Source organism: Rhodococcus zopfii NBRC 100606 = JCM 9919 (assembly GCF_001895025.1).
Classification (GTDB): domain Bacteria; phylum Actinomycetota; class Actinomycetes; order Mycobacteriales; family Mycobacteriaceae; genus Rhodococcus; species Rhodococcus zopfii.
In genome coordinates, this window is sequence record NZ_BCXI01000013.1 from 128,047 (window position 1) to 152,760 (window position 24,714).

General features: G+C 67.8%; 22 protein-coding genes and 1 pseudogene. 16 read left to right on the top strand and 7 right to left on the bottom strand.

What is annotated here, in order from left to right; translation table 11 throughout:
• Window positions 1-182: 182 nt before the first annotated feature.
• Window positions 183-1,472, bottom strand: a complete 1,290-nt coding sequence (gene aceA / locus RZ1_RS09620; RefSeq protein ID WP_072811296.1) for an isocitrate lyase — start codon at window positions 1,470-1,472, stop codon at window positions 183-185.
• Between the two features lie 559 nt (window positions 1,473-2,031).
• Here aceA and RZ1_RS09625 point away from each other — a divergent pair.
• The 10 genes from RZ1_RS09625 (at window position 2,032) to RZ1_RS31650 (ending at window position 11,387) form a co-directional block, all read left to right on the top strand.
• A complete protein-coding gene (locus tag RZ1_RS09625; RefSeq protein WP_238071609.1) occupies window positions 2,032-3,189 on the top strand; it encodes a globin domain-containing protein in 1,158 nt (385 codons plus the stop codon).
• Between the two features lie 53 nt (window positions 3,190-3,242).
• Window positions 3,243-4,655 (top strand): acetate metabolism transcriptional regulator RamB, encoded by a 1,413-nt coding sequence (gene ramB, locus RZ1_RS09630; RefSeq protein WP_072811298.1) that lies wholly within the window; start codon window positions 3,243-3,245, stop codon window positions 4,653-4,655.
• Between the two features lie 326 nt (window positions 4,656-4,981).
• Entirely contained in the window at window positions 4,982-6,250 is a 1,269-nt protein-coding gene (gene urtA, locus RZ1_RS09635) for an urea ABC transporter substrate-binding protein (RefSeq protein ID WP_072811299.1), read from the top strand.
• A gap of 36 nt (window positions 6,251-6,286) precedes the next feature.
• A complete protein-coding gene (gene urtB / locus RZ1_RS09640; protein WP_072811301.1) occupies window positions 6,287-7,171 on the top strand; it encodes an urea ABC transporter permease subunit UrtB in 885 nt (294 codons plus the stop codon).
• Entirely contained in the window at window positions 7,171-8,295 is a 1,125-nt protein-coding gene (urtC, locus tag RZ1_RS09645) for an urea ABC transporter permease subunit UrtC (protein ID WP_072811303.1), read from the top strand. Before urtB ends, urtC begins: the two co-directional genes overlap by 1 nt.
• Window positions 8,292-9,074, top strand: coding sequence for an urea ABC transporter ATP-binding protein UrtD (urtD, locus tag RZ1_RS09650; protein ID WP_072811305.1), 783 nt, complete (start codon window positions 8,292-8,294; stop codon window positions 9,072-9,074). Before urtC ends, urtD begins: the two co-directional genes overlap by 4 nt.
• A complete protein-coding gene (urtE, locus tag RZ1_RS09655; protein WP_072811307.1) occupies window positions 9,074-9,766 on the top strand; it encodes an urea ABC transporter ATP-binding subunit UrtE in 693 nt (230 codons plus the stop codon). The genes urtD and urtE overlap by 1 nt, the downstream gene beginning before the upstream one ends.
• Window positions 9,766-10,452 (top strand): GntR family transcriptional regulator, encoded by a 687-nt coding sequence (locus tag RZ1_RS09660; RefSeq protein ID WP_072811309.1) that lies wholly within the window; start codon window positions 9,766-9,768, stop codon window positions 10,450-10,452. The genes urtE and RZ1_RS09660 overlap by 1 nt, the downstream gene beginning before the upstream one ends.
• Window positions 10,453-10,457: 5 nt before the next feature.
• On the top strand, window positions 10,458-10,997 hold the full coding sequence (locus RZ1_RS09665; RefSeq protein ID WP_072811311.1) for a carboxymuconolactone decarboxylase family protein: 540 nt from the start codon (window positions 10,458-10,460) through the stop codon (window positions 10,995-10,997).
• A 240-nt stretch (window positions 10,998-11,237) separates the two neighbouring features.
• Entirely contained in the window at window positions 11,238-11,387 is a 150-nt protein-coding gene (locus RZ1_RS31650) for a hypothetical protein (RefSeq protein ID WP_371306066.1), read from the top strand.
• Between the two features lie 59 nt (window positions 11,388-11,446).
• Here RZ1_RS31650 and RZ1_RS09670 read toward each other — a convergent pair whose 3' ends face one another.
• Entirely contained in the window at window positions 11,447-12,340 is an 894-nt protein-coding gene (locus RZ1_RS09670; RefSeq protein WP_072811313.1) for a PDDEXK family nuclease, read from the bottom strand.
• A gap of 181 nt (window positions 12,341-12,521) precedes the next feature.
• Complete coding sequence (locus RZ1_RS09675; RefSeq protein WP_072811315.1) at window positions 12,522-12,878, bottom strand: cupin domain-containing protein; 357 nt, start codon at window positions 12,876-12,878, stop codon at window positions 12,522-12,524.
• Between the two features lie 189 nt (window positions 12,879-13,067).
• On the opposite strand from RZ1_RS09675, the gene RZ1_RS09680 reads away from it, so the two are divergent.
• Entirely contained in the window at window positions 13,068-13,700 is a 633-nt protein-coding gene (locus RZ1_RS09680) for a helix-turn-helix transcriptional regulator (protein WP_072811316.1), read from the top strand.
• Window positions 13,701-13,840: 140 nt separating this feature from the next.
• On the opposite strand, the gene lpdA is transcribed toward RZ1_RS09680, so the two are convergent.
• From lpdA to RZ1_RS31225, 3 genes and pseudogenes are all read right to left on the bottom strand, one after another.
• Window positions 13,841-15,244, bottom strand: a complete 1,404-nt coding sequence (gene lpdA / locus RZ1_RS09685; RefSeq protein ID WP_072811401.1) for a dihydrolipoyl dehydrogenase — start codon at window positions 15,242-15,244, stop codon at window positions 13,841-13,843.
• 574 nt (window positions 15,245-15,818) lie between these two features.
• Window positions 15,819-16,670 carry an SDR family oxidoreductase gene (locus tag RZ1_RS09690; protein WP_072811402.1) on the bottom strand — a complete coding sequence of 284 codons (852 nt, stop codon included), beginning with the start codon at window positions 16,668-16,670 and terminating at the stop codon, window positions 15,819-15,821.
• A gap of 216 nt (window positions 16,671-16,886) precedes the next feature.
• Window positions 16,887-17,039 (bottom strand): annotated as a pseudogene (locus RZ1_RS31225) (acyl-CoA synthetase); the annotation flags it as partial.
• A 359-nt stretch (window positions 17,040-17,398) separates the two neighbouring features.
• On the opposite strand from RZ1_RS31225, the gene RZ1_RS09700 reads away from it, so the two are divergent.
• Complete coding sequence (locus tag RZ1_RS09700; RefSeq protein ID WP_072811318.1) at window positions 17,399-20,698, top strand: ATP-binding protein; 3,300 nt, start codon at window positions 17,399-17,401, stop codon at window positions 20,696-20,698.
• Here the strand turns inward: RZ1_RS09700 and RZ1_RS09705 are convergent.
• Window positions 20,616-21,308 carry a hypothetical protein gene (locus RZ1_RS09705; protein ID WP_072811320.1) on the bottom strand — a complete coding sequence of 231 codons (693 nt, stop codon included), beginning with the start codon at window positions 21,306-21,308 and terminating at the stop codon, window positions 20,616-20,618. The genes RZ1_RS09700 and RZ1_RS09705 overlap by 83 nt on opposite strands.
• Window positions 21,309-21,423: 115 nt before the next feature.
• On the opposite strand from RZ1_RS09705, the gene RZ1_RS09710 reads away from it, so the two are divergent.
• The 4 genes from RZ1_RS09710 to RZ1_RS09725 all read left to right on the top strand — a co-directional run bounded on the left by RZ1_RS09710 (window position 21,424) and on the right by RZ1_RS09725 (window position 24,709).
• Window positions 21,424-22,092, top strand: coding sequence for a hemerythrin domain-containing protein (locus tag RZ1_RS09710; protein WP_072811403.1), 669 nt, complete (start codon window positions 21,424-21,426; stop codon window positions 22,090-22,092).
• A gap of 76 nt (window positions 22,093-22,168) precedes the next feature.
• Entirely contained in the window at window positions 22,169-22,459 is a 291-nt protein-coding gene (locus tag RZ1_RS09715; protein ID WP_072811322.1) for a hypothetical protein, read from the top strand.
• 55 nt (window positions 22,460-22,514) lie between these two features.
• Window positions 22,515-23,042, top strand: a complete 528-nt coding sequence (locus RZ1_RS09720; protein WP_072811324.1) for a hypothetical protein — start codon at window positions 22,515-22,517, stop codon at window positions 23,040-23,042.
• Between the two features lie 221 nt (window positions 23,043-23,263).
• On the top strand, window positions 23,264-24,709 hold the full coding sequence (locus RZ1_RS09725; RefSeq protein WP_072811325.1) for a PepSY-associated TM helix domain-containing protein: 1,446 nt from the start codon (window positions 23,264-23,266) through the stop codon (window positions 24,707-24,709).
• Window positions 24,710-24,714 lie beyond the last annotated feature (5 nt).

A 24,714-nucleotide genomic window follows, 5' to 3' on the forward strand; every position in this document is an offset into this window, starting at 1 on the left:
TCGTCTTGTGGGTTGGTCGTGGAGTTCTTCTGCACGGTGTGCTCTGCAACCGTGTGGTCTTGCACGACGATCCGGCGGGGATCATCCACCGACCGGATCGTCGCAAGGGTCTAGCTGGGTGAAGTCACCGCGGCGGAGTCCGGGACGGATCCCGCCGCGGTGTGTGACTTCGGGGCCTGTTCCTAGTGGAACTGGCCCTCCTCGGTGGAGCCCTTCAGGGCGGCCGTGGAGGTGTTCGGGTCGACCGTGGTGGCGATCGAGTCGAAGTAGCCGGCACCGACCTCACGCTGGTGCTTGATGGCGGTGAAGCCCCGCTCCTCGGCAGCCTTGAACTCGCGCTCCTGCAGCTCGACGAACGCGGTCATGCCGTTGCGGGCGTAGCCGTGAGCCAGATCGAACATGCCGTAGTTGAGCGAGTGGAAGCCGGCCAGCGTGATGAACTGGAACTTGAAGCCCATCGCGCCGAGCTCACGCTGGAACTTCGCGATGGTCGCGTCGTCCAGGTGAGCCTTCCAGTTGAAGGACGGCGAGCAGTTGTAGGCGAGGAGCTGGTCCGGGAACTCGCCACGGACGGCCTCGGCGAACTTCTTGGCGACCTCGAGGTCCGGAACGCCGGTCTCCATCCAGATCAGGTCGGAGTAGGGGGCGTAGGCCTTGGCACGCGCGATGCAGGGCTCGATGCCGTTCTTGACGCCGTAGAAGCCCTCGGCCGTACGGGTGCCGTCGAGGAATTCGCGGTCGCGCTCGTCGACGTCGGAGGTCAGCAGCGTGGCGGCCTCGGCGTCGGTGCGGGCGATGACGACGGTGGGGACGTCCGCGACGTCGGCCGCGAGGCGGGCCGAGGTCAGGGTGCGGATGTGCTGCTGGGTCGGGATGAGCACCTTGCCACCGAGGTGGCCGCACTTCTTCTCCGACGCGAGCTGGTCCTCCCAGTGCGAACCGGCGACACCGGCAGCGATCATGGCCTTCTGCAGCTCGTAGACGTTGAGCGCGCCGCCGAAGCCGGCCTCACCGTCGGCGACGATCGGAGCGAGCCAGTTGTCGACCGAGGTGTCGCCCTCGACCTTGGCGATCTCGTCGGCGCGGAGCAGCGCGTTGTTGATGCGGCGGACGACCTGCGGCACCGAGTTCGCCGGGTACAGCGACTGGTCCGGGTAGGTGTGGCCGGAAAGGTTCGCGTCACCGGCGACCTGCCAGCCGGACAGGTAGATGGCCTTGAGGCCGGCGCGGACCTGCTGCACGGCCTGGTTGCCGGTCAGGGCGCCCAGCGAGTTGATGTAGTCCTCGTTGTTGACGAGATCCCAGAGGATCTCCGAGCCACGGCGAGCGAGGGTGGCCTCCTCGACGACGGTGCCCTGCAGCTTCACGACCTGCTCGGCCGTGTAGTTGCGGGTGACGCCCTTCCAGCGGGGGTTGGTGTCCCAGTCCTTCTGGATTTCTTCAGCGGTCCGCGGGGTGCCGGTGGTCGACATCAAAGCTCCACTCTCTAGATTCGAATCCGCTCCGGGTGTTCAGCAGTACGTGCGTACGACTTCACACCCTTCACGTGCCGTTCGGATGTACACCAAGACAATGACACAGCCGAAAAAGGCCCGTCTACCTGTTGCTAATGCCAACCTTGGCTATTTTTCGAGGGGGCCTTGCAAAGATTGCAAATCAATGGCCGCTCCAACGAGTCTCAACTCGGACGATTCGATTACCGGCCGGTAGCCCTACCTCGGGTTTCGCAGTGCCACGACCGGCGACCGCATCCTCCCCCCGACCGGCGCCCACCGGCCGTCGCACCCCGAAGCCGACGCGAATGTGGGCGGACTCACACCGCCCCCGCCGCCGAGCAGGGCCTTCCGTCACACCTAGATCAAGACGATTTCTGCAGCCGGACGTAACATGACTCACGGCGACCGGATCGGGGCTGGACTCGTCGCGCATTTGTGCTGCGCAGCTGCTCGCGTCTCGCCCACCCACACGAGCAGAGGAGCGGTCATCCTTTCCCCCACATCACACGCCGTCATCGCGGCCACGCTGCCCGCCGTGGAAGCCCACATCGGCCGGATCTCCGAACGGTTCTACGAGCGCCTCTTCACGGCGGCACCGCACCTGTGCACGGACCTCTTCAATCGCACGAACCAGCGCAACCGGGAACAGCAGAAGGCACTCGCGAGTTCCATCGCAGCCTTCGCCAAGCTCCTCATCACCGAGCAGCCCGAGGACATCGACGCGATCATGGCCCGGATCGCCCACAAACACGCGTCGATCGGCATCCAGGCCGGGCACTACGAAATGATCCGCTTCCATCTGTTCGCCGCGATCGGCGAAGTGCTCGGCGACGCAGTGACCCCCGCGGTCGCGGCAGCCTGGCACCAGGTCTACACGCTCATGGCGAATTCTCTCATCAGCCAGGAAGCCGCCCTCTACGACTCGGCCGGCGTCCCCCACGGTCACGTCTGGCGACTGGTGATCGTCTCCGAGGTCGAATACGACGGCGCCCGGGTCGCGACGTTCGTGTTGCGATCACTCGACGGCCGCCCGCTCCCCGGTTTTCAACCGGGACAGTACATTTCGCTCTGTGTGCGACTTCCGGACGGCACCCGCCAGATCCGCCAGTACACCCTGGTACGGGGCCGGGTCCCCGGCGAGTGGGCCGTCACGATCAAGCAGGTCCCGGGCGGTCTGGTCTCCCCGTTCTTGGTCGACGCCGTCCGGCCCGGCACCGAACTGATCGTGTCGCATCCCTTCGGAAGCCTCCGCATCGAAGGCGGCCACACTCCGTTGGTGCTGATCTCGGCCGGTATCGGTATCACCAGCACACTGACCACCCTGCAGAACCTCGCCGAGACCGCCCCGTTGCGTCGCGTCGTCGCACTGCACGTGGACCACTCCCCCTACGACCATGCCCGGCGCGCGGACATCGCCGAACTCGTCTCCCGCTTGCCCAATTCCCAAATGCAGGTGCGGTACAACGACTTCGAAGAGTTCCATGTACTCGGCCGATCCCCGGTCGACGATCTCGACATTCCTCCGAGCGCCAAGATCTACGTGTACGGACCGGTCATGTTCATGCGGGCGGTCAGGGACGGCCTCGTCGCGCGCGGTGTGCCGTTCGAGTCGATCCACTACGAGGCATTCGCGCCGGGGTCGTGGCTCGGCGTCGACCGGCCCCTGCAGGTCGCCTCGGGCCGTCTCGATTAACACGTTGCGAACGCTTCGTTGCAAAGCCCTGTAGCTGGTCGTACGCTGGGCGAATGGCCAAGACCTTCGTGGGAGCCCGCCTACGCCAGTTGCGTACCGAGCGGGGCCTCAGCCAAGCCGCACTCGCAAAGAACCTCGAGATCTCCGCCAGCTACCTCAATCAGATCGAACACGACGTCCGCCCCCTCACCGTGCCCGTGCTCCTGCGGATCAGCGAGGTCTTCGGAGTCGACACCACCTTCTTCTCCTCTCAGGACGACACGCGCCTGATCGCCGAGATGCGGGAGGTTGCGCTCGACCAGGAAATGGGCATCGAAGCCGACGCCCAGGAGATCGCCGAGATGGTGGCCGCGCACCCCGGGCTGGCCCGCGCGATGGTGAACATGCACCGCCGGTTCCGCAACACCACCGCCCAGCTCGCCGCCGCGACGGAGGACCGGTACAGCGACGGCAGCGGCAGCGGCGCCATTACGATGCCCCACGAGGAGGTGCGCGACTACTTCTACCAGCGGCAGAACTACATGCACGACCTCGACACCGCAGCCGAGGAACTCGCGAACCGCATCCGGTTCCATCGCGGGGACGTGGGCGGAGAGATCGCCAAGCGGATGGCGACCGTGCACGACGTGCAGATCATCAAGCGCATCGATCTCGGCGAGAACGTGCTGCACCGCTACGATCCGGAGACTCGCATCCTCGAGATCGCCCCCCAGCTGTCCGGCGGGCAACAGGTGTTCAAACTCGCCACCGAGCTCGCCTACCTCGAGTGCGGTGACCTCATCGACAAGATGGTCGAGGACGCCATCTTCACCTCCGACGCTTCACGTGCCCTCGCACGCCACGGTCTCGCAAACTACTTCGCGGCGGCGATGATCCTGCCCTACACGCAGTTCCACGAGATCGCCGAGGACTTCCGCTACGACGTCGAACGGCTGTCCGCGTTCTACGGTGTCAGCTACGAGACGATCGCCCACCGGCTCTCCACCCTCCAGCGGCCGAAACTGCGAGGGGTTCCGTTCTCGTTCGTCCGCGTCGACCGGGCCGGCAACATGTCCAAGCGTCAGTCCGCCACGGGATTCCACTTCTCCACCAGCGGTGGCACCTGCCCGCTGTGGAACGTCTACGAGACGTTCGCGTACCCGGGCAAGATCATGACGCAGATCGCGCAGATGCCCGACGGCCGCCGCTACCTGTGGGTCGCGCGGACCGTCGAACGACGCGCCGCCCGCTACGGGCAGCCGTCGAAGACGTTCGCGATCGGACTCGGTTGCGAGCTGCGCCACGCGCATCGGCTCGTGTACGCCGACGGGCTCGACCTCGACGACTCCAACCCCGGCACCCCGATCGGCGCGGGCTGCCGCATCTGCGAACGCGTCAACTGCCCGCAGCGCGCGTTCCCCCCGCTCGGCAAGGAACTGGACATCAACGAGCACCGCAGCTCGGTCTCGCCCTACCTCATCCGCTGATTCGCGCGGCGCACAACCCCGCGTCGCACAACCGCGCGCCGCCCGGCTGTCGGGTACCGCCCCTGTCCACCGAGCGAGTGGTACACCCAGTCGATTGAAGGAGACGAGGGATACATTCGCTCGGGCGCCCGGGCAGGGTCCGGACGCGCCGACGGGTCCGGCTCCGGCCTGTTCACCCAACGGAAACATCGAACATCCAATTGTCACAAGCAGATACACCTGCGCAACACCATCCCTTTACTGTTTGGCCGACGGATACAGCGTTGTATACGCACCCGGATACACCGGGAACCGAGGCTTCTCATCTTCGAACAAGGGGTATCTCCATGCCAGTTGCCAGGTCCACGTTCGCAAAGCGCGCCGTCGCCGTTCCGGTAGCCCTCGCCGCCACCGGCCTGCTGCTCACCGCCTGTGGCAGCAAGGCCGGTGACACCACGACCGGCGCCGCCGGCGAATCGTGCGTCGACACCTCCGGCGACACGATCAAGGTCGGCTCGCTGAACTCCCTGTCCGGGACGATGGCGATTTCCGAAGTCACCGTGCGTGATTCGATTGCGCTGGCCGTCGAGGAGATCAATGCCTCCGGTGGTGTTCTCGGCAAGCAGATCCAGATCGTCGCCGAAGACGGCGCTTCCGAGCCGACGGTGTTCGCCGAAAAGGCGGAGAAGCTCATCAGCTCCGACTGTGTCGCTGCGGTATTCGGCGGCTGGACGTCGTCGAGCCGCAAGGCGATGCTTCCGGTGTTCGAGGACAACGACGCACTGCTGTACTACCCGGTGCAGTACGAGGGCCTGGAATCGTCACCGAACATCTTCTACACGGGCGCCACGACCAACCAGCAGATCGTCCCGGCACTGGACTTCCTGAAGGAGAAGGGCGTCAAGTCTCTCTACCTGGTCGGCAGCGACTACGTATTCCCGCAGACGGCGAACCGCATCATCCGTGCATACGCCGAGGCAAACGGCATCGAGATCAAGGGCGAGGACTACACCCCTCTCGGCTCGACCGACTTCTCGACGATCGTCAACAAGGTCCGCACCGCCGACGCAGACGCGGTGTTCAACACCCTCAACGGCGATTCGAACGTCGCGTTCTTCCGCGAGTACGCGAATGTCGGCCTCAAAGCCGCTGACATGCCAGTGGTTTCGGTGTCCATCGCCGAAGAAGAGGTCGTCGGCATCGGCGCTCAGAACATCGAGGGCCAGCTCGCCGCGTGGAACTACTACCAGACCGTGGACTCCCCCGAGAACCAGTCGTTCGTCGACGCGTACAAGGCGAAGTACGGTGCGAACAAGCCCACCTCGGATCCGATGGAAGCCGCCTACACGTCGGTATACCTGTGGAAGAACACCGTCGAGAAGGCGAACTCGTTCGCGGTGGCGGACATTCAGGATGCCGCCGACGGCGTCTCGGTCGACGCTCCGGAAGGCACCGTCACCATCGACGGCGACAACCACCACATCACCAAGACCGCTCGCATCGGTGAGATCCGCGGTGACGGACTGATCTACACCGTGTGGGATTCGGGCTCCCCGATCCAGCCGGACCCCTACCTCGAGAGCTACGACTGGGCCGCGAGCCTGTCCGGTAACTGAGTCGAGGCGACCAGGAAACCGGCGAGAGGAGGCGTAATGGATGTTGTTGTAGGACAGTTGTTCACCGGATTGAGTATCGGCTCGATCCTGTTGCTCGCGGCGCTGGGTCTGTCACTGACGTTCGGTCAGATGGGCGTGATCAACATGGCCCACGGCGAATTCATCATGGCCGGCTCGTACACCGCGTACGTGGTGCAGCAGGTGGTGTCCGCGGCCGGCGTCTCGCTGCTGATCTCCCTGCTCGTCGGCTTCCTGGTCGGCGGCGTCATGGGCGTGTTGCTCGAGGTCACGCTCATCCGCCGCATGTATCACCGGCCGCTCGACACACTGCTCGTGACGTTCGGTGTGGGCCTGCTGTTGCAGCAGGGAGCACGCGACATCTTCGGGGCTCCCGCCGTCAATGTGGCTGCTCCGCAGTGGCTGTCCGGCGGTGTCGAGATCCTGGGCGCGGTGGTCCCGAAGACCCGCCTGTTCATCCTGGTGCTGGCCGTCGTGTGCGTGGTCGTGCTGACCGTGGCGATGAAGTACACACCGATGGGCCGGCGCATCCGCGCCGTCGTGCAGAACCGCGATCTCGCCGAAACCGTCGGCATCTCGAGCCGGCGCACCGACATCACCACGTTCTTCCTCGGCTCCGGTCTCGCCGGTCTGGCCGGGGTCGCACTGACCCTCATCGGGTCGACGAGTCCGACGATCGGCCAGTCGTATCTGATCGACGCGTTCCTCGTCGTCGTCATCGGTGGGCTCGGCCGCATCGAGGGCGCCGTGATCGCGGCGGTCGCGCTGGGCCTGCTCAACTCGTTCATCGAATACTCCACCACCGCGTCGATCGCGAAGGTGATCGTGTTCGGAATCATCGTGGTCTTCCTGCAGATCCGACCGCAGGGTCTGTTCGCGGTCAAGACAAGGAGCCTGGTCTGATGTCCGTTCTCACCCGGCCCGGACCGGTGCGCACGTGGGCGGGTTTCGCGATCGCCGCGCTCGTGCTGTTCGGTCTCGCGCCCACCGTCCTGTCCGACTTCCGCCTGAATCTGCTCGCGAAGTTCCTGTGCTTCGCCATCGTGGCCGCCGGCATCGGCCTGGCCTGGGGACGCGGAGGCATGCTCACCCTCGGCCAGGGCGTGTTCTTCGGTCTCGGCGCCTACATGATGGCGATGCATCTGAAGATCGCCGACGCCGAGATCCGCGGCGACACCGTCCCGGACTTCATGCAGATCGCCGGTATCCGGGAGTTGCCCGCATACTGGATGCCGTTCACCTCGCCGCTGGTGACGCTGCTGGCGATCCTGCTCGTGCCCGCGCTGCTGGCGCTGCTGCTCGGTCTCGGCGTATTCAAACGCCGGGTCAAGGGCGCCTACTTCGCGATCCTGTCGCAGGCCCTCGCCGCGGCGTTCGCGATCCTGCTCATCGGTCAGCAGAGCACCGGAGGATCCAACGGCCTCAACCGGTTCCGCACGTTCTTCGGCTACGACCTGTCCGATCCGGTCAACAAGCGAATGCTGTTCTTCATCGTCGCGGCCATCCTGCTGCTCGTCGTCGCCGCGACCCGCCAGCTCATGCACTCGCGATATGGCGAACTGCTCGTCGCGGTCCGCGACCAGGAAGAACGAGTCCGCTTCCTCGGCTACGATCCGGCGACCGTCAAGGTCGTCGCCTACACCGTCGCCGCGTTCTTCGCCGGCATCGCGGGCGCCATGTTCGTTCCGATCGTCGGGATCATCTCGCCCGCGGACATCGGCATCGTGCCGTCCATCGCGTTCCTCATCGGTGTCGCGATCGGGGGCCGCACCACCCTGCTCGGACCGGTCCTCGGTGCGATCGGTGTCGCGTGGGCGCAAACGGCCCTGTCGGAGAACTTCCCGTCCGCGTGGACGTATGCGCAGGGCCTGCTGTTCATCGTCGTCGTCGGGTTCTTCCCCGCCGGCCTCGCCGGGCTCGCAGCGCTCCGACGCCGCAAGCGCACCGAAACCTACTCCTCCACAACAGAACCCGCCTCCGACCCTGACCCGACCGCCGAGAACACCGAGATGGAGCCGGCCCGATGACCGAACCCACCTTCGGCGGAAACGCCGGAATGTCCAGCCAGTACCTCGAAATCCGTGACCTGCGCGTCCAATTCGACGGTTTCACCGCTGTCGACGGTGTCGACCTGACCTTGCTGCAAGGCGACCTACGGTTCCTCATCGGCCCCAACGGCGCCGGGAAGACCACCCTGGTCGACGCCATCACCGGCCTCGTCCCCGCCACCGGGTCGGTCACCAAGTCCGGGGTCGAACTGCTCGGCAAGAAGGTCCACAAGATCGCCCGGCTCGGGGTGGGACGCACCTTCCAGACCGCGTCGGTGTTCGAGGAACTTACGGTCCTGCAGAACCTCGACATCGCCGCCGGAGCGGGTCGCAGCCCGTGGCAGTTGCTGCGGCGCCGCAAGGATGTACTGCCGCAGATCGAGGAAGCCCTCGAGACAACCGGGCTCGCACGGCACCGCGACACCCCCGCCGGAATCCTCGCGCACGGCCAGAAACAGTGGCTCGAAATCGGCATGCTGCTCGTGCAGAACGCCGACGTGCTACTGCTCGACGAGCCCGTCGCCGGCATGAGCCACGACGAGCGCGAGGAGACCGGGCAGTTGCTGCGCCGCATCGGCGCCGAGCGCACCGTCGTCGTCGTCGAACACGACATGGATTTCATGCGGGCGTTCGCGACGTCGGTGACGGTGCTGGCGCGCGGGAAGGTCATCGCCGAAGGCACCGTCGAAGAGGTGCAGAACGATCCGCAGGTCCAGCAGGTCTACCTGGGTACCGCAACCCTCGAGGAGGCGAACTGATGCTCGAACTCGTCGATGTGCGAACCGGTTACGGGCGCACCGAGATCATCCACGGTGCTACGATCACCGTCCCGTCCGACGGGGTCGTCGCGGTCATGGGCCACAACGGTGCCGGGAAGACGACGCTGCTGCGCGCGGCGGTCGGGCTGCTGCCGGTCACCTCCGGCAAGATCCTGCTCGACGGCGAGGACATCACCGGTCTGCGCCCGGCCGCTCGGGTGGCCCGCGGTCTCGCGTACGTGCCGCAGGGGCAGCAGTCCTTCGGGCAGCTCACCTGTGCCGAGAACCTGCAGGTGGTCGCGGACGGCCGGAAGAACGGCAAGGCGCTGATCGCCGAGATGCTGGAGCTGTTCCCGGCCCTGATCCCGCTGCTCGATCGCCGCGCGGGCCTGCTGTCCGGTGGGCAACGCCAGCAGCTCGCGATCGCCCGAGCACTGATCACCCGTCCGCGGATGCTCATCCTCGACGAGCCAACCGAGGGCATCCAGCCGTCCGTCGTCGCGGAGATCGAGAAGACCGTCGTGGACCTGAGCAGGCGTGGCGACCTCGGGGTGCTGCTCGTCGAGCAGCACATCGGTTTCGCACTCGACAACGCCCGCCACTACTACGTCCTGGAATCGGGACGCATCACCGCCACCGGTGAAGGAGGCACAGACGCCGCCCGGACCGTCCGATCCGCGATGGCGATCTGATGCTTGCCCCCGGCACCCGGCGGGAGCGGGTCTACCGGGCACTTCGCGCCGATCTGATGGCAGGCGTCGTCTCCCCCGACGACCGGCTCAGCGAGGAACGGCTCGCCGAGCTGTACGGGGTCTCTCGCACGCCCGTGCGGGAGGCCCTCGCCCGGCTCGTGTCCGAGGGACTGGTCGAACGCCGAGAGCACGGTCTGTTCCCGTACCGACCGCGCTTCGAGGATCTCGGTGACCTCTACGAACTGCGCGCCACGCTGGAACTGCGCGGCATCACACGGGCGATGTCCGGCGGGATCACCCACGACCGGGATGCACTGGGGGCCGAGCTCGACCGGTGGCGCCGGTTCCGCGACGATCCCCCGGCACCCGATTCCGGGTTCGTCGCGCTCGACGAGCAATACCACCTGGCGCTGCTCGCCGCGTCCGGAAACCTCGCTCTGTGCGGCGCGCTCGACGCGGTCAATGTGAAAGTGCGCACCGTCCGAATGTTCGACGAACTCACCCCGCAGCGGATCGTGCGCGCCGTCGACGACCACATCGCCGTCGCGGAGGCGGTGTTCGACGGCAGACTCGACGACGCCCACACCCGGCTGCGCGATCACATCGTCAACGCGTGCACGGCCGTCGTACAGCGCACCGAGGCGGCACGGACGATGGCCCGGCTCTCCCGGGCCGTGCGAGACTAGCGCGCATGACGCCCCGCATCACGCCCGGACGGTTCGGTCAGCTCGGCCCGGTCAACTGGATCGCCTGGCGCGTTCTGTCGCTGGCGGCGGGAACCTCGGACGCGCACCTGTTCAGCACACTGGGTCGCGCCGGCGGCCTGTTCCGCGGCTGGCTGCACTACTCCGGCAAGCTGATGCCCGGCGGCCGGCTGCCCCGCCACGAATCCGAGCTCGTCATCCTGCGTGTCGCACATCTGCGCGGCTGTGACTACGAGATGGACCACCACGTGCGGCTCGGACGCCGTGCGGGTGTGACGGCGGAGATCCTGCAGCGCGTCATCGAGGGGCCTGGTGCGGACGGGTGGAGCGCGCGTCACCGCGCGCTGCTCACCGCGGTCGACGAACTGGTCACGACCAAGGACCTCGGTGACGATACGTGGGCGGCGCTGGCCGACCACCTCGACGACCGTCGGATGATCGAATTCTGCCTGCTGGTCACACAATACGACGGCCTGGCCACCACGATCGGTACGCTGCGCATCGAACGGGACTTCACCGCGTCATAGTTGCCCACCGATCCGGAAACCCGCTCCGCCTGCAGAGTGCAGTGGATTCGCAATCACCGCGTCGATCGGCAGGTGACGGCAAAATCGAGTAGTCGACTACTCGTGCCTGCGACGACGCCGCGCGGAACGCTGGGGTCGTAGTTACCCCGCAGCGAGCGGAGCACACGATGACCCGCATATTCCTGAGCCATTCGAGCCGGGACAGCAGGCAGGCGATCGCGCTGAAACGTCACGCAGTCGTTGGCCGAGGGGCGGCAGGTTCTCGTGTTGGCGGGCACCGGCCGCGCCGCGGATCTGCTCGCCGCGACCGCGGTGTCCCTGCTGGTCACGGTCGTCGAGGCCGAACCCGAGGCAGTGCGGACGGCGCTCGAGGCCGCACTGCGGGGCTGACCGTGCATGCGCTCACGGTTTCGGAAGTCGCCCACGCTGTAGCGTGAGCGACTTCCGGCTCACCGCGTCGATTGCCGGGCGGCGGCCCGCTCGAATCGCTGTGCGACGACGTCGAACCGCGCCAAGTCGGCCCACGTCCAGCGGATGACTTCGAGGCCGAGATCGCGCAGGGCGTCCTCGCGGAGCTTCTCGGCGACCAGGTCGCGACGATCGACGTACTTACCGGCCCCGTCGAACTCGCCGACCACCCCGTGTTGCGCCCAGAAGAAGTCGAGACGGAAGCGCCGGCCGTCGCGCAACACGATCGGATGCTGGAGCACGGGACGTGGCAGTCCGCTCTCTGCGATCCGCACTCGCGACAGCGATTCCCCGGGACTTTCGCTGCGTGCGTCGAGGAACGGCACAACTGCTGCGGCCCGCGCGATCCCGTTGCGGTGGCGGGCCGACGCCGAAGTCGCGGACAGCAGATCCAGGATGTCCGGGTACTTCCGCAGTGCCGAGTCGCCGACGACCACTGCCTGATCCCGAGAAAGAGTCCGCGAGAGATCCACGACCGTGCGCGCCGGGGAGGTGACGGCGACACCGTCCGCCTCGACGACGTCGCCGTCCGCCCACGTGGTTGCGTGCACGTGCAGGTTGCTGGTGCGGCGTCCGTGCGAACCCGTGCGGGAGACATGCACCTGCTCGAGATCGATGTTCCAGACGTCCAGGTTCAGGAGCGTTGCCGCCGAGACATGGCTGATCACCGCGCCGGGCGGCAGCGTCGAGGCGACGTGTCGCGCCCGCACGCGGTGGCGTCCGGGGCCGTCCAGCCGGTCGTGATCGGCCCGCCGCAGGTACACGCCGCGGGCGAGAGGAACGAGGCCGCCGGTGCGCACCGCGGCACGAATGTGGTCGTCCGAGACGCCCGCCGCGAGCAGGTGTGGACGGGTCAGTGGTCGGGGTTCGGTCATGTGGCGACAATGCTCGATCCGATCCCGCGAAACCGTGCGGACCAGGCCCCGAACACTGATTCTGTGGATGAACCGTACGCCTGTGCACAATCGTCGGATCAGTTGATGCGCCGCGCGTTTCGGAATCCGCCCGCGCTACAGGATGGGCGGATTCCGAATCACCGCGTAAATCAGCCGTGCGTCACCGCAGGACGACGAGCGTCACCACGGAGTCCGCGTTCGCGACGAGGCGGTGCATGATTCCCGCCTCGACGTGCACAGCCGTGCCGGGCACCAGTTCGATCGACTTCCCGCCTACCTCGAAGGTCACGTGTCCCGCCGCCCCCGACACGAGAATCGGGAATCCCGCGCGGTGCTCCTCCATCGTCTGGCCGGCGGTAAAGCTCAGCCGGACGACGGTCGCACCGGGACCGGCCGCCAGTCGTTCGATGCGCGGGGTGTCACCACTCTGGGCGTTCAGATCCGCGAGCCCTTCGATTCGCGTCACTCCGGCGGTGCTGCTGTCCTGCTCGGTGGACGCCGACGGGTTCTGCGACATACTCGACTCTCCTTCGTAGTGACCGGACGCGACCCGAGGTTGCGGCGACCGCGATTCCCGAACCGATCGCCGCCGCCGTACCGTTGACCCGGTCGCGCTGTACCCGGCGACGACTATAAAGGAAAAAATTCACTTCAATACGGTGGGTCTCGGTCGAGATTCACCGCGAGCACGACAGAGGGACAGGAATTGGCACGACAGGTCAAGCAACGGGACCGTGTTCTCGCCCTGCTGGAAACGTCGGCCGACCCCCTGGACGCCCACCTGCTGGCCGACAATCTGGACCTGCACGTCACGACCATCCGGTTCCACCTCAACTCGCTGATCGAGGACGGTCTGGTCCGGACGCATCAGCTGCCGGTTCCGACGGTCGGCCGGCCGCGCCTCGGATACGCGGCCGTGAGGAAAGCGACCTATACGGACCTCGTCGCACTGCTCGCAGCCCGACTCGGCGGCACCGCCGACGAGCGGGAGCGCACGGCCTGCGAGGTCGGCCGCGACTGGGCCGGGATACTCGGATTCGACCCGGCCGGCACCACGGACGCCGTCGCCTTCGTCAGCGACGCCCTCTCCCGGATCGGATTCGAAACCAGATCCGCGACAAGCGCATTCGGCAATCACGAGCTCACGCTGTGCACGTGTCCGCTGGTCGAGGTCGCCCGCACCAATCCCGAGGTGGTACGCGGCATCCAGCGGGGGCTCATCCAGCGGATCCTCGACGACAACGCACCGGCCCTCGGCGCCCGGTACACCGCCGCCGTCTTCCCGGACCCGCAGGACGGGAACTGCTCGATCCGCCTGACGCTCCGCAAGTCCGGCTGAAGCCGCACGAACGACCGGATCGACGGCCGAGACGGATGAACGACCGAGACGGATGAACGACGACGGCCCGCGGTGACGGTGAAGTCTCCACGGGCCGAGGCCGGTACATCCGAGCGGGGATCGTCCCGCGCGGAGGTTTCTCAGAAATTGATCATGTGTCCCGCGAGGCCGTGGATGGCTTCCTGCAGCGCCTCCGACAGCGTCGGGTGCGTGTGGACGTTGCGGGCCAGCTCGTTGACGGTCAGATCCCACTTCTGGGCCAGTGTCAGCTCGGGCAGCAGCTCGGAGACGTCGGGGCCGATGAGGTGGCCGCCGAGCAGTTCGCCGTGCGTCTTGTCGGCAATGAGCTTGACGAATCCGTTCGGGTCGCCCAGACCGTGGGCCTTGCCGTTGGCGGTGAACGGGAAGGTCGCGACCTTCACGTCGTAGCCCTCGGCCTTGGCCTGCTCCTCGGTGAGACCGAACGACGCGACCTGCGGCTGGCAGAACGTCGCGCGCGGCATCATCCGGTAGTCGTCGAAGGTGAGGGTCTCGGCGCCGCCGATGGTCTCGGCCGCTACCACGCCCATCGCCTCGGCGACGTGCGCCAGCATGAGCTTGGCGGTGACGTCGCCGATCGCGTAGATGTGCGGCACGTTGGTGCGCATCACGTCGTCGATGGCGATGGCACCGCGGTCAGTGAGCGCGACCCCGGTGTTCTCGAGGCCGTAGCCCTCGACGCGCGGCGCGAAGCCGACGGACTGCAGCACCTTGTCGACGACGACGGTTTCGACGTTGCCGCTCTTGTTGTCCTTGATCGCGACGGTCACCTTGGTGCCGTCGTCGTCGATCGTCTGCACGGCCGCGCCGGTCTTGATGGTGACGCCGAGCTTCTTGTACGCCTTGGTGATCTCCTTGGAGACATCGGCGTCCTCGTTGGGCAGTGCGCGGTCGAGGAACTCGACGATGGTGACGTCCACGCCGTAGTTCTTCAGGACGTAGCCGAACTCCATACCGATGGCGCCGGCGCCGACGATGAGGATCGAGCCGGGCAGGTCGCGGGTGAGGATCTGCTCCTCGTAGGTCACGACGTTCTCACTGAGCGAGGTGCCGGGCAGCAGCTTGGTGACCGAACCGGTCGCGATGATGACGTTGTCGAAGGTCACCCGATCGGTGCCGCCGTTGGTGAGCGCCACGTCGATGGTCTTGGCGTCGACGAACGAGCCCTTACCGTCGTATTCGGTGATCTTGTTCTTCTTCATGAGGAAGTGCACGCCCTTGACGCGACCGTCGGCCACCTTGCGGCTGCGGTCGAAGGCGGCACCGAAGTCGAAGGAGACGTCCCCCGAGATACCGAACGTCTTGGCCTCTTTGTTGAAGAGATGCGCCAGTTCGGCATTGCGGAGAAGTGCCTTCGAGGGGATGCAGCCCACGTTCAGGCACACACCGCCCCAATACTTCTGCTCGATGATGGCGGTGCTCAATCCCAGCTGTGCCGCGCGGATAGCAGCGACGTACCCACCGGGACCGGCTCCGAGGACAACGACGTCATAGTGTGAGGTCACGGATATACAGGGTAGTCCCGCCGCTTTCCGCTGTCTGTCGATGGTCCGGTTACTCGTCGGTAGCCTCCGTTTCCCACGCTCATCGCTGCGCTCCGTACCGGCGCACGCCACGGGAACGGCCACGAGGAGGATCACCGCGACCCACCCGAATGCCGCGGCCACCGGGTGCCGCATCGGCCATGCCGCATCCGCTGCGGTACCGCCGCCCGAGCCGAACAACTCCCGCAACACCGCCGCGACCGCGCTCACGGGATTCCACTCCGCGACGGCCCGCACGACGGGAGGCATCGCCTCGGTGGGCGTGAACACGTTCGAGAACATGATCAGACCGAAGATCATCGAGGCTGCCTGCTGCAACATGCGTTCGTCGGCGATCGCCAGCCCGAGCAGGATCCCGAGCCGGCCGAGCACGAGACGGAACGCGGACAGCTGCACCATCCCGAGCGGCGCGGCGCACATGTCCGCGATGCTCGCGCACGGCAACTATCCGTACCTGACGGCCCTGTTCTCCGCGGATTGGCGCACCGGATATCGGTACGCCAACCGTCACACGGGACACTTTCGGGAGCGCGGGCTACTTCTTCTTCGCCTTGTTGAAACGGCGCATCGCCGCCAGGTAGGCCGGAACCTTCCGAATCGACACCGGACGCGGCCAATCGCTGCCGCGGAAGAAGGGCTCGGTACCGCCGTCGACGACGATGACGGATCCGCAGAGGAAGTCCGCGGCGGGCGAGAGCATGAACTCGACCCACGCGCCGATCTGCTCCGGCCGGCCGAAGCCACCGATCGGCACCGGGAAGTCCCGCACCCGATTGCCTTCCGGGCTGTCGAGCTGGGAGGTCAGCAGCGGCGTTTCGATAGCGCCCGGGGCAATGACGTTGAGGCGGATCCCCGCGCCCGCCCACTCCGGTGCGACAGCGGTGCGACGCACCCAGTGCGTCACGGCGAGCTTCGAGGCGGCGTAGGTGAACGTCGGGCCGGCGGGCTTGATGCGGGACGCCCGCTTGACGGCCTTCTCCACGTCGCCCGCGAGGAACGCCTTCACCGCCGACATCGGGGCGGCCGGAACCGTGGTCGTCGAGTTCGACCCGAACACCACGACCTTGCTGTTTCCGGAAGCGGCGAGAGTCGACCGCCAGCCCTCGAGCAGTTCGACGACACCGCGGAAGTTCACCTCGGCGATGACGCGTTCCTTCCCGGGGAGCGGGCCGAGCCCGGCGGCGAGGACGGCACCGTCGAGGTGACCCTCAGCCTTCTCGAGCGTCTTCGCGATCGCCGTGGCGCGACCTTCCGTCGTCGACAGGTCCGCGACGACGTCGCCTTCCGTCAGGTCGATCCCGATCACGGTGTGACCTGCGGCCCGCAGCCGATCCGCGCTCGCCTTCCCCATCCCGGAAGCCGCACCGGTCACCGCATAAACGCCCATTGCCATCCCCTCGTCGCGTTCGGTTCCAGGGGACGCTACCGCCCGGCCGCACCCTTCCGACAGCCAGTACGCAGGAGAGCTCGTCCGGGAAGTGGACGGCTCGCCTGCTGCGCGAGGCCGGCGCCCTCGTGGCGGGACAGCAACGCGCGCGAGGATCTTGCCGCTCGGCAGACGCGGCACTGCGCCGAACTCGACGGTGCGCGGCACCTCGAAATGCGCACGCTTCTCCCGCGCACAGCCGATCGGCTCGACCGCGAGGTCGTCGTTCGCATCGGCTCCTTCGACAGGAGTCACCACCGCATGCACCGCTGACCCATCTCGTCGTCGGGCTGTCCCGATCACCGCCACGTCGAGGACCGCCGGATGCATGATGCGCGCGTCCTCGATGTCCTGCTGGTGGATGTTCACCCCGCCGGACAGGACCAGGTCGGTGCGTCACGCCGACGGTGGGTCTGCCCACGGATCCGCGGTGCGCGAGCCATTCCGGCGTGGAGATCATCAAGAACCCGTTTCCCTTGCTCCCCGCATAGAATTCGAGGTTCTTGGGCCCGAGCCAGTCGACCATACGTTCTTTGGCTTCGACCGGACACGGTGCGGCCGCATGGATCACCCCGCTGAATTCCGGCGCGCCGGCGAGCCGATGCCGAACGACTCGCGACCGCACGACACGAGGTACGCGGGCCGCGAGGCTCGCGACAGGCCTGCACCACCGATAATCTGGGCCGACCATGACAGCGAACACACCTCCGGCCGCGCCCGTCCGCATCAGGGTGCTGGGCTCCACCGAGGTCACGGTCGGTGACCGCATCGTGCCCCTCGGGGGTCCGGGGGCGCGTGCGGTGCTCGGCCGGCTCCTCGTCGCCACGGGTCACGTCGTCTCGACCGATCTTCTGATCGAGGATCTGTGGTCCGGGGGTCCGCCGCCCAAAGCGTTGGCCGCACTTCAGGTTCACGTATCGAACCTGCGCCGCCTGCTCGAACCCGCACGCGCACCGCGGACACCCGCAACCGTCATCGTGAGCGCCCCACCGGGCTACGCGCTGCGATTGCCCACCGACGCGGTCGACGCGTGGCATTTCGACCGGCTCGTCACCGAAGGACTCACCGCTTCCGATCGCGCGTCGCGGATCGAGATCCTGTCGCGGGCGCTGGACCGATGGAAGGGCATCCCCTACCACGAACACCTCGACACCGACTGGGCCCGGGTCGAGAGCGCGCGCCTGACGCAGGTGCACGCCACCGCGCTCGAAGCGCGAGCCCACGCCTATCTCGACGAGGGCCGCGTCGAACTCGCGGCGGACCAGCTCGACCATCACGTGACCGAGCATCCCGGACGCGAATTCGCGGTCCGGCTGCTGGCGTCGGCTCAGTATCGCTGCGGCCGCCAGGCCGACGCGCTGGCCACGCTGCGCCGGACCCGCGCATACCTGCTCGACGAACTCGGAGTCGACCCCTCCCCCGAACTGCAGCGACTCGAACGCGACATCCTGCACCAGCGGCCGTCGCTGTCCCCCGGGCAAGCGGACATCTCCCTGCCGGTGGAGTCTCCTGCCACGCAACAGGACCCGGATCCGGGAGACGTCGTCGGCCGAGACGGTGAACTCACGCAGCTGCTCGACGCGGCGCATCGATCGGAGACGAGCGGGCTGCACGTGGTGTGGATCGCAGGCGACGCCGGGGAGGGAAAGAGCACCCTCGCCCGCTCGTTCCTGCACCGGACGACGGAGGAGGGCCGGCAGAGCGCATGGGGTGGCTGCCCCGAGGTCGACGGGGCACCGCCTGCCTGGCCGTGGACGGAGATCCTGCGCGGGCTCGGAATGCCGGAGCCGCCCGCATCGCCATTCGAGCTCAGCCGTGCTCTCGAACACCTGCTGTCCCGGCCCGGGCGGAGAACCGTCCTCGTCCTCGACGACGTACACCGGGCCGACGAACCGACGCTGCAGGTGCTCCGGCACGTCGCCGCCTCGGCTCGGAACTCGGCGACCCTCGTCGTGGCCACATACCGCCCCACCGAGGTCACAGACGACCTGCGCGCGACCTGGGCCGCGACCGCCGGGACACCCGGAACGCGGATCACCCTGCACGGCGTGGGCCGCGACGAAGCCCGCACGATCGCCCGTCGGGCCGGGTCGGCCGGCCTCGGCGAGGAGGCGCTGACCGAGCTCGTCGAACGGACGGGCGGCAACCCGCTCTTCCTCGAGGAGTACTGCCGCCTGATCGCCTCGGAAGGCGTCGGCACGCTCGGCACGCCGCAGGGTGTCGAGGCTCTGCGCACCACCGTCCCCGACGGAGTGCGAAACATCCTCGCGCGCCGCATCTCCCGCCTCCCCGACCGCACGGTCGTCGCGCTGCGGCGCGGTGCCGTGCTCGGTCGCGACTTCGACCTGTCCGTCCTCGGTGCCCTCAGCGACATGGACGACGAGAACGTGATCGACGCGCTCGAACCGGCCGTGGTCACCGGAATCCTCGTCGAGCCCGGTCCCGATCACCTCCGGTTCAGTCACGACCTCGTGCGCGAGACCCTCTACGACGCCCTACCCGGTATGCGGCGCAGACGAATTCACGCCGCGGCGCTCGAGATTCTCGCACGGCGAGATCCCGCCGACCCGACCGTCCTCGCGCACCATGCGATCGCAGCGGCCACGCCCGCCACCGCCGAACAGTGCGTGCAGTACGTGCTCGTGGGCGCGCGCACCGCCGAGAGGCAATCCTCCTTCAAGGACGCGTTCGCATTGTGGGCCGCGGCCCGGTCGCTGTGGGAAACGGCGGTCGAACCGAGCAGCCGTATCCTGCTGGAGATCCTCATCGGACAGGTGGGATCACAGGCCCGAACGGGCGACATCGCCGGGGCACGGAGCACCCGGCTCCGCGCGGTGAGGACGGCCCGCTCGCTCGGCGACCGTGACGCCCTCGTGCGCGCCCTCGTGTCGTGGACCGCCCCGGTCGTCTGGACGATCCTGGTCGACAACGACGCCGACACCGAGATCCTCGACGGAATCGCCACCGCCCTCTCGTATCCCGGGCTCACGACGACGAATCGCGCCCTGCTTCTGGTGGCCCGGGCGTTCGAACTCGACGGGCTGGACGACGCGGGATGCCTCGCGGCGGCCGTGGAGGCCCGCGCGGTCGCTGAGGAGTCCGGCGACCCGGCGACGACGATGCGGGCACTCAACGCCGTCGGTTATGTCGCGTTCGGTCCCGATCTGGCCGACGAGCGGCTCGGGAACGCCCGGCGGCTGCTGGAGATCGCACAGGAGGTCGGTGACGAAGGGTTCGTCTCGGTCGCCCACTTCCAGCGGTTCCTCGCCGCCACGGCCGTGACCGATTTCGACCACGCGTACGAGAGCGCTTCCCTGGCAACCACATACGCGGCTGGTCATCAGCTGGTTCAGATGCTGGGCGTCGTCGCCGTGTTCGATGCGATGGTGGAGTTGATGGCCGGCCGGGTCGAATCCGGCCTGCGCCGCTACAGCGAGATTTCGGCGACGATGCACGCCCAGGGAATGGTTGTGGCGCAATGGGTCGGCACCATCGGCCGCACCGGTGCCGCCGTGGTCTGCAACGACCTGGCGCCACTCGTCGAGGAACTCGAGGACATCGAGGCGGTGCGTCCGCATTCGGTCCGGTTCCCGTTGATACTGGCGCTTCTGGATCGCGGCGACCACGCCCGCGCCCGGCAGCTGTGGGAGGAGAGCCGACCGTATCCCCGCGACTACTACTGGCTTGCGATGACGACCTTCCGTGCCAGGGTGGCCGCGCGTCTCGCCGACGTGGATGCAGCTCGCGACCTGCACGCCGACCTCCTCCCGTTCGCCGGCCGGATCGCCGGTCTCGACTCGGGGTCCTTCTACGCCGGTCCCGTCGACACCGCGCTCGCCGAGACCGCCGATGCCATCGGAGATGCCGATGCGGCGACCCGGTGGCGGGACGCCGCATCGGAACTCGTCACACGGCTAGCGGATCGCCTGCGCGACGCGACCCCGACGGCGCCGCACTCGCAGGCCGACGCCCGTCCGCCCTCAGGATGAGCACCCCGATCGCCGCGAACGCGAGACCGCGCGGCAACTCGATCACCAGCCCGCTCACCCCGGGCAGTTCGGGCAGCGGCAGGAGGAGGACCACGCCGCCGGCCGTCATGATCGCGCCGATCCAGCGGGGGACGGCGCCCGTGCGGAGCAGGCTCACGCCGAACACGATCATGCTGAGCATGAAGGTCAGTCCGCTCGCGGTCTGCAGCACGGTGAACGCCGTCGAGGGGAACAGGGACCCGTCCGCGGGGACGAGGTGGGCGGTCTCCGGGTCCGCCGCGAGCTCGTAGGAGACGAAGGCCTCCACCGTCAGGTGGGTGAGCGTCACGAGCATCAACGAGGTGTAGAGCAGGACGAAGCCGATTAGTCCCGCCGGGCCTGCCTTCGCGGCGACCCACGCGTAGACACCCGGCAACGCTGCCAGCTGGATGATCGTGCCGGCCAGCAGCAGCATCTGTGCCCACGGACTGAATCCGGAGGTCAGCGACTCGACGGAATGGGCGTTGCCGTCGACGACGGGATGCAGCAGGCCACCGGTGAGGTTGAGCACGAACGCGACGACGACGCCGATCGCGCTGAGACGGAACAGAAGCGAGGGTGTGATGGTCATTGCCCGAGTGTGGGTACGAGCACTTGGCCATCGGTTCCCGGTCCGCGCCCGGGTGGCCCGCGCCGGCCAAGCGATCACCAAGCCGCAGCCAAGCACCGGCGAGCACGCTACCGGCATGGCACCTGTAACCACGGCCCCGCGCCTCACCACCGATGAAGAACTGTTCGGAATGCGACTCGCGCACCGCGTGATCCTCCACGACCTCGCCCGGATCTCTCGTCTCTCCGACGAGATGGTCGCGGACCCGTCGCGTTTCGATCGCGCCCGCTGCGCCGCGATCTCCGACTACGTCGCGCTGTTCGCCACGAGTCTCCACCATCACCACACCGTCGAGGATCTCGCGTTGTGGCCGTTGATCACGGAGTCGGCGGGCCCGCACGTCGATTTCACCGAACTCACGGGCGATCACGACGAACTCGACCCGATCCTCGACAACCTCGTCCGCCTGGCCCCGGAACTACCCGGAAAGACCGCACTCGCCGAGTTCGCGCAGACTGTCCGCCGGCTTCGGGAGCTGCTCGACGAGCACATCGACGACGAGGAACGAACCGTGTTTCCGCTGATCACCGGCTATGTGTCCGCCGATGCATGGCAGTCTTTCGAGAAGGAGGCGCAACGCGGCGGCCGAGCGGACTTCGACCTCACCCGCGCGTTCGCGGCCATGACCGCCGAGGAGACCGCGCGGGCACGCAAGCAGCTGCCGTTCCTCCTGCTCGTGCTGGTCTCCGTGCTCGCGCGCAAGCAGCGGCGGCGCGAGCGAGCGGTGTTCGGGGCCGAGGCATGATGTCGCCGTGCGTGTTCCCGGTCGATCCCAACCCGCGCGGCGCGAGGCCGCTCGGGTTTTCGACACGGGAGAACACATGGAGTTCAATGCGATGATCGAACTCGACGTGCCCGTCGCTCTTCTCAGCGACGAGGATGTCGACGACCTCCTGGAGCCGATCGTCCCGCATCACGGCTCCGTCGGCAGCAGCGACAATGCTCTGGTCCATCTCACGGTCACGGTCGACGCCGCGGACGCGGCCCACGCGACGCAGATCGTGCACGACCTGCTGCGCACCTCGTATGCGGACTACCGCGTCAACTACGTGGACGTGCTGCCCACCAGTGCATTCGATGCGATCTTCGGGTTCGGTGACTACTTCCACTGAGCGGCTGCACCGGCCGCGTGCGCGACACCCGCGGCACGGGCGCTACTCTCACCCGGTGCATTCACCCACCAACACCGTCGCGCAGGTGCGCGGCGGTTTCGTGGGTGCCGTGTCCGGCGCGGTCAGCATCGCCGCACACGGCATGGCCGGCGGCGGAGCACCGCCGGGTGACGGTGCCGTTCTGCTCCTGGCCGCATGCGTCGCGATCGGAGCGATCGTTTCCTCCCTACCCGCCGCGGCCCACCGCCGTGGTGCGCTCCTGGCCGCGCTGACCGCCGGGCAACTCGTCGGCCACCTGACTCTGACCATGGCAGGCGAGCACACGCACTGGCTGTCGATGTCGGCGCCCATGCTCGCGGCGCACCTCGCCGCGATCGCCGTCTCCGCAGTGCTCATCCGCGGCGCCGAACGCGGCTGCCATGCCGCGATCGCGGTCGTCACCCGCTTGGTGCTGGCGGTCCTGTCGTCGCCGCCCGCGGAGGCACCGCTGTGGACGTCCACCCCGGTCCATCGGGCGACGCTGTCGCCGTGGCTGCTGGCCGGCGCCACCGCGGGTGTCCGCGGGCCTCCCGTGTCTGCCTGACCGATCCCGCCTCGCCCCGTTCCCTGTCGGCGACCTCGGGTTCGGTGCATTCCTCCACGTCCGTATCCGTGGCACGCACGCGTGCCACGGTGTCGTCGACGTGTGCCGATCCGGTGCGGCGACCACTCGCGGTTCGCTGCGCCGGCCCACTTCACCGGTCGACGCCGGAGTGCCCGCACGAGCGCCGCGTCGATCCGGCATCTTCCGAATCGAGTACACGCATGCCCATTCCCGAACTCGAACGCGACAGGCCCGCCGGAACAGCCGCGGCGACGGCGGATCCGTCACCGCCGGCGCGGAGTCTCCGCCCGCTGATCCTGCGGCTGCACTTCTACGCCGGCATCCTGGTCGCGCCTTTCCTGCTGGTCGCCACGATCAGCGGCGGGCTCTACGCGATCGCCCCCGCACTCGAACAGGTCGTGTACCGCCAGTACCTGCACACCGACGCGACCGGGCCGGCGGTCCCCGTCGCCGAGCAGGTCGCCGCGGCACGAGCGGTACTGCCGGACCTGCCCGTGACCGCGGTCCGTCCGGCGTCCGCACCGGGCGAAACCACCCGGGTGCTGTTCACCGACCCGACCCTCGGCGAATCCGAGCGGCGCGCGGTGTTCGTCGACCCCACCGACGCGTCACCGCGCGGTGACCTCGTCGTCTACGGCAGCAGCAGCGCCCTGCCGATGCGGACCTGGATCTCGCAGCTGCACCGGCATCTGCACCTGGGTGATCCGGGACGCCTCTACAGCGAACTGGCTGCGTCGTGGCTGTGGGTGGTCGCCCTGGGCGGCGTCTACCTGTGGGTGCAGCGCTACCGCACCGCCCGACGCCGCAACCCGGACACCGCGCGACTGCTGACCGTCGACCGGGCTTCCCGTGGCCGCAACCGGACGCTCGGGTGGCACGGCGCCGCCGGCATGTGGATCGCGGTGGGATTGATCTTCCTGTCCGCGACCGGGTTGACCTGGTCGAAGTACGCGGGTGAGAACGTCGCGGCCCTGCGGACCGCGCTGAGCTGGACCACCCCGGCGCTCGACAAGACCCTCGACGGGGCGTCCGGGCCGGCCGGCGGGCACGACGGGCACGACGGCCATACTCCGTCGGTCCCCGATCCCGGCATCCTCGATCGCAACGTCGCGCGACTCGACACCGTCCTCGCGGTCGCCGCCGACAACGGGGTCACCGCACACGTGGAAGTCGGCATTCCGGCCGGCGACCGCACCGCGTTCACGGTCACCGAGACCCGGCAGCCGTGGCAGTTCACCACCGACGCGGTCGCCGTCGACGGCACGACCGGCACGGTGACCGACGTGAACCGGTTCGCCGATTGGCCCCTGGCCGCGAAACTCACCTGGTTGAGCATCACTCTGCACATGGGTCTGCTGTTCGGGGTGTTCAATCAGCTCGCGCTGCTCGCCCTCGCGATCGTGCTGGTGACGGTGATCGTGCGCGGCTACCTGCTGTGGTGGAAGCGTCGACCGACGCGCGGCACACGCGGCGTGGGACGGCCACCGGTCCGCGGCACGTGGCGTCGCATCCATCCCGTCGCTGTCGTCGCGGTGGCGGCGACGGCGGTCGCGGTGGGCTGGTTCGTCCCGCTGCTGGGCCTGAGCCTGCTCGGGTTCCTGCTGGTCGATGCGGCGGTCGCCGGGGCGCAGCGGCTGCGGGCGTAGTGCCG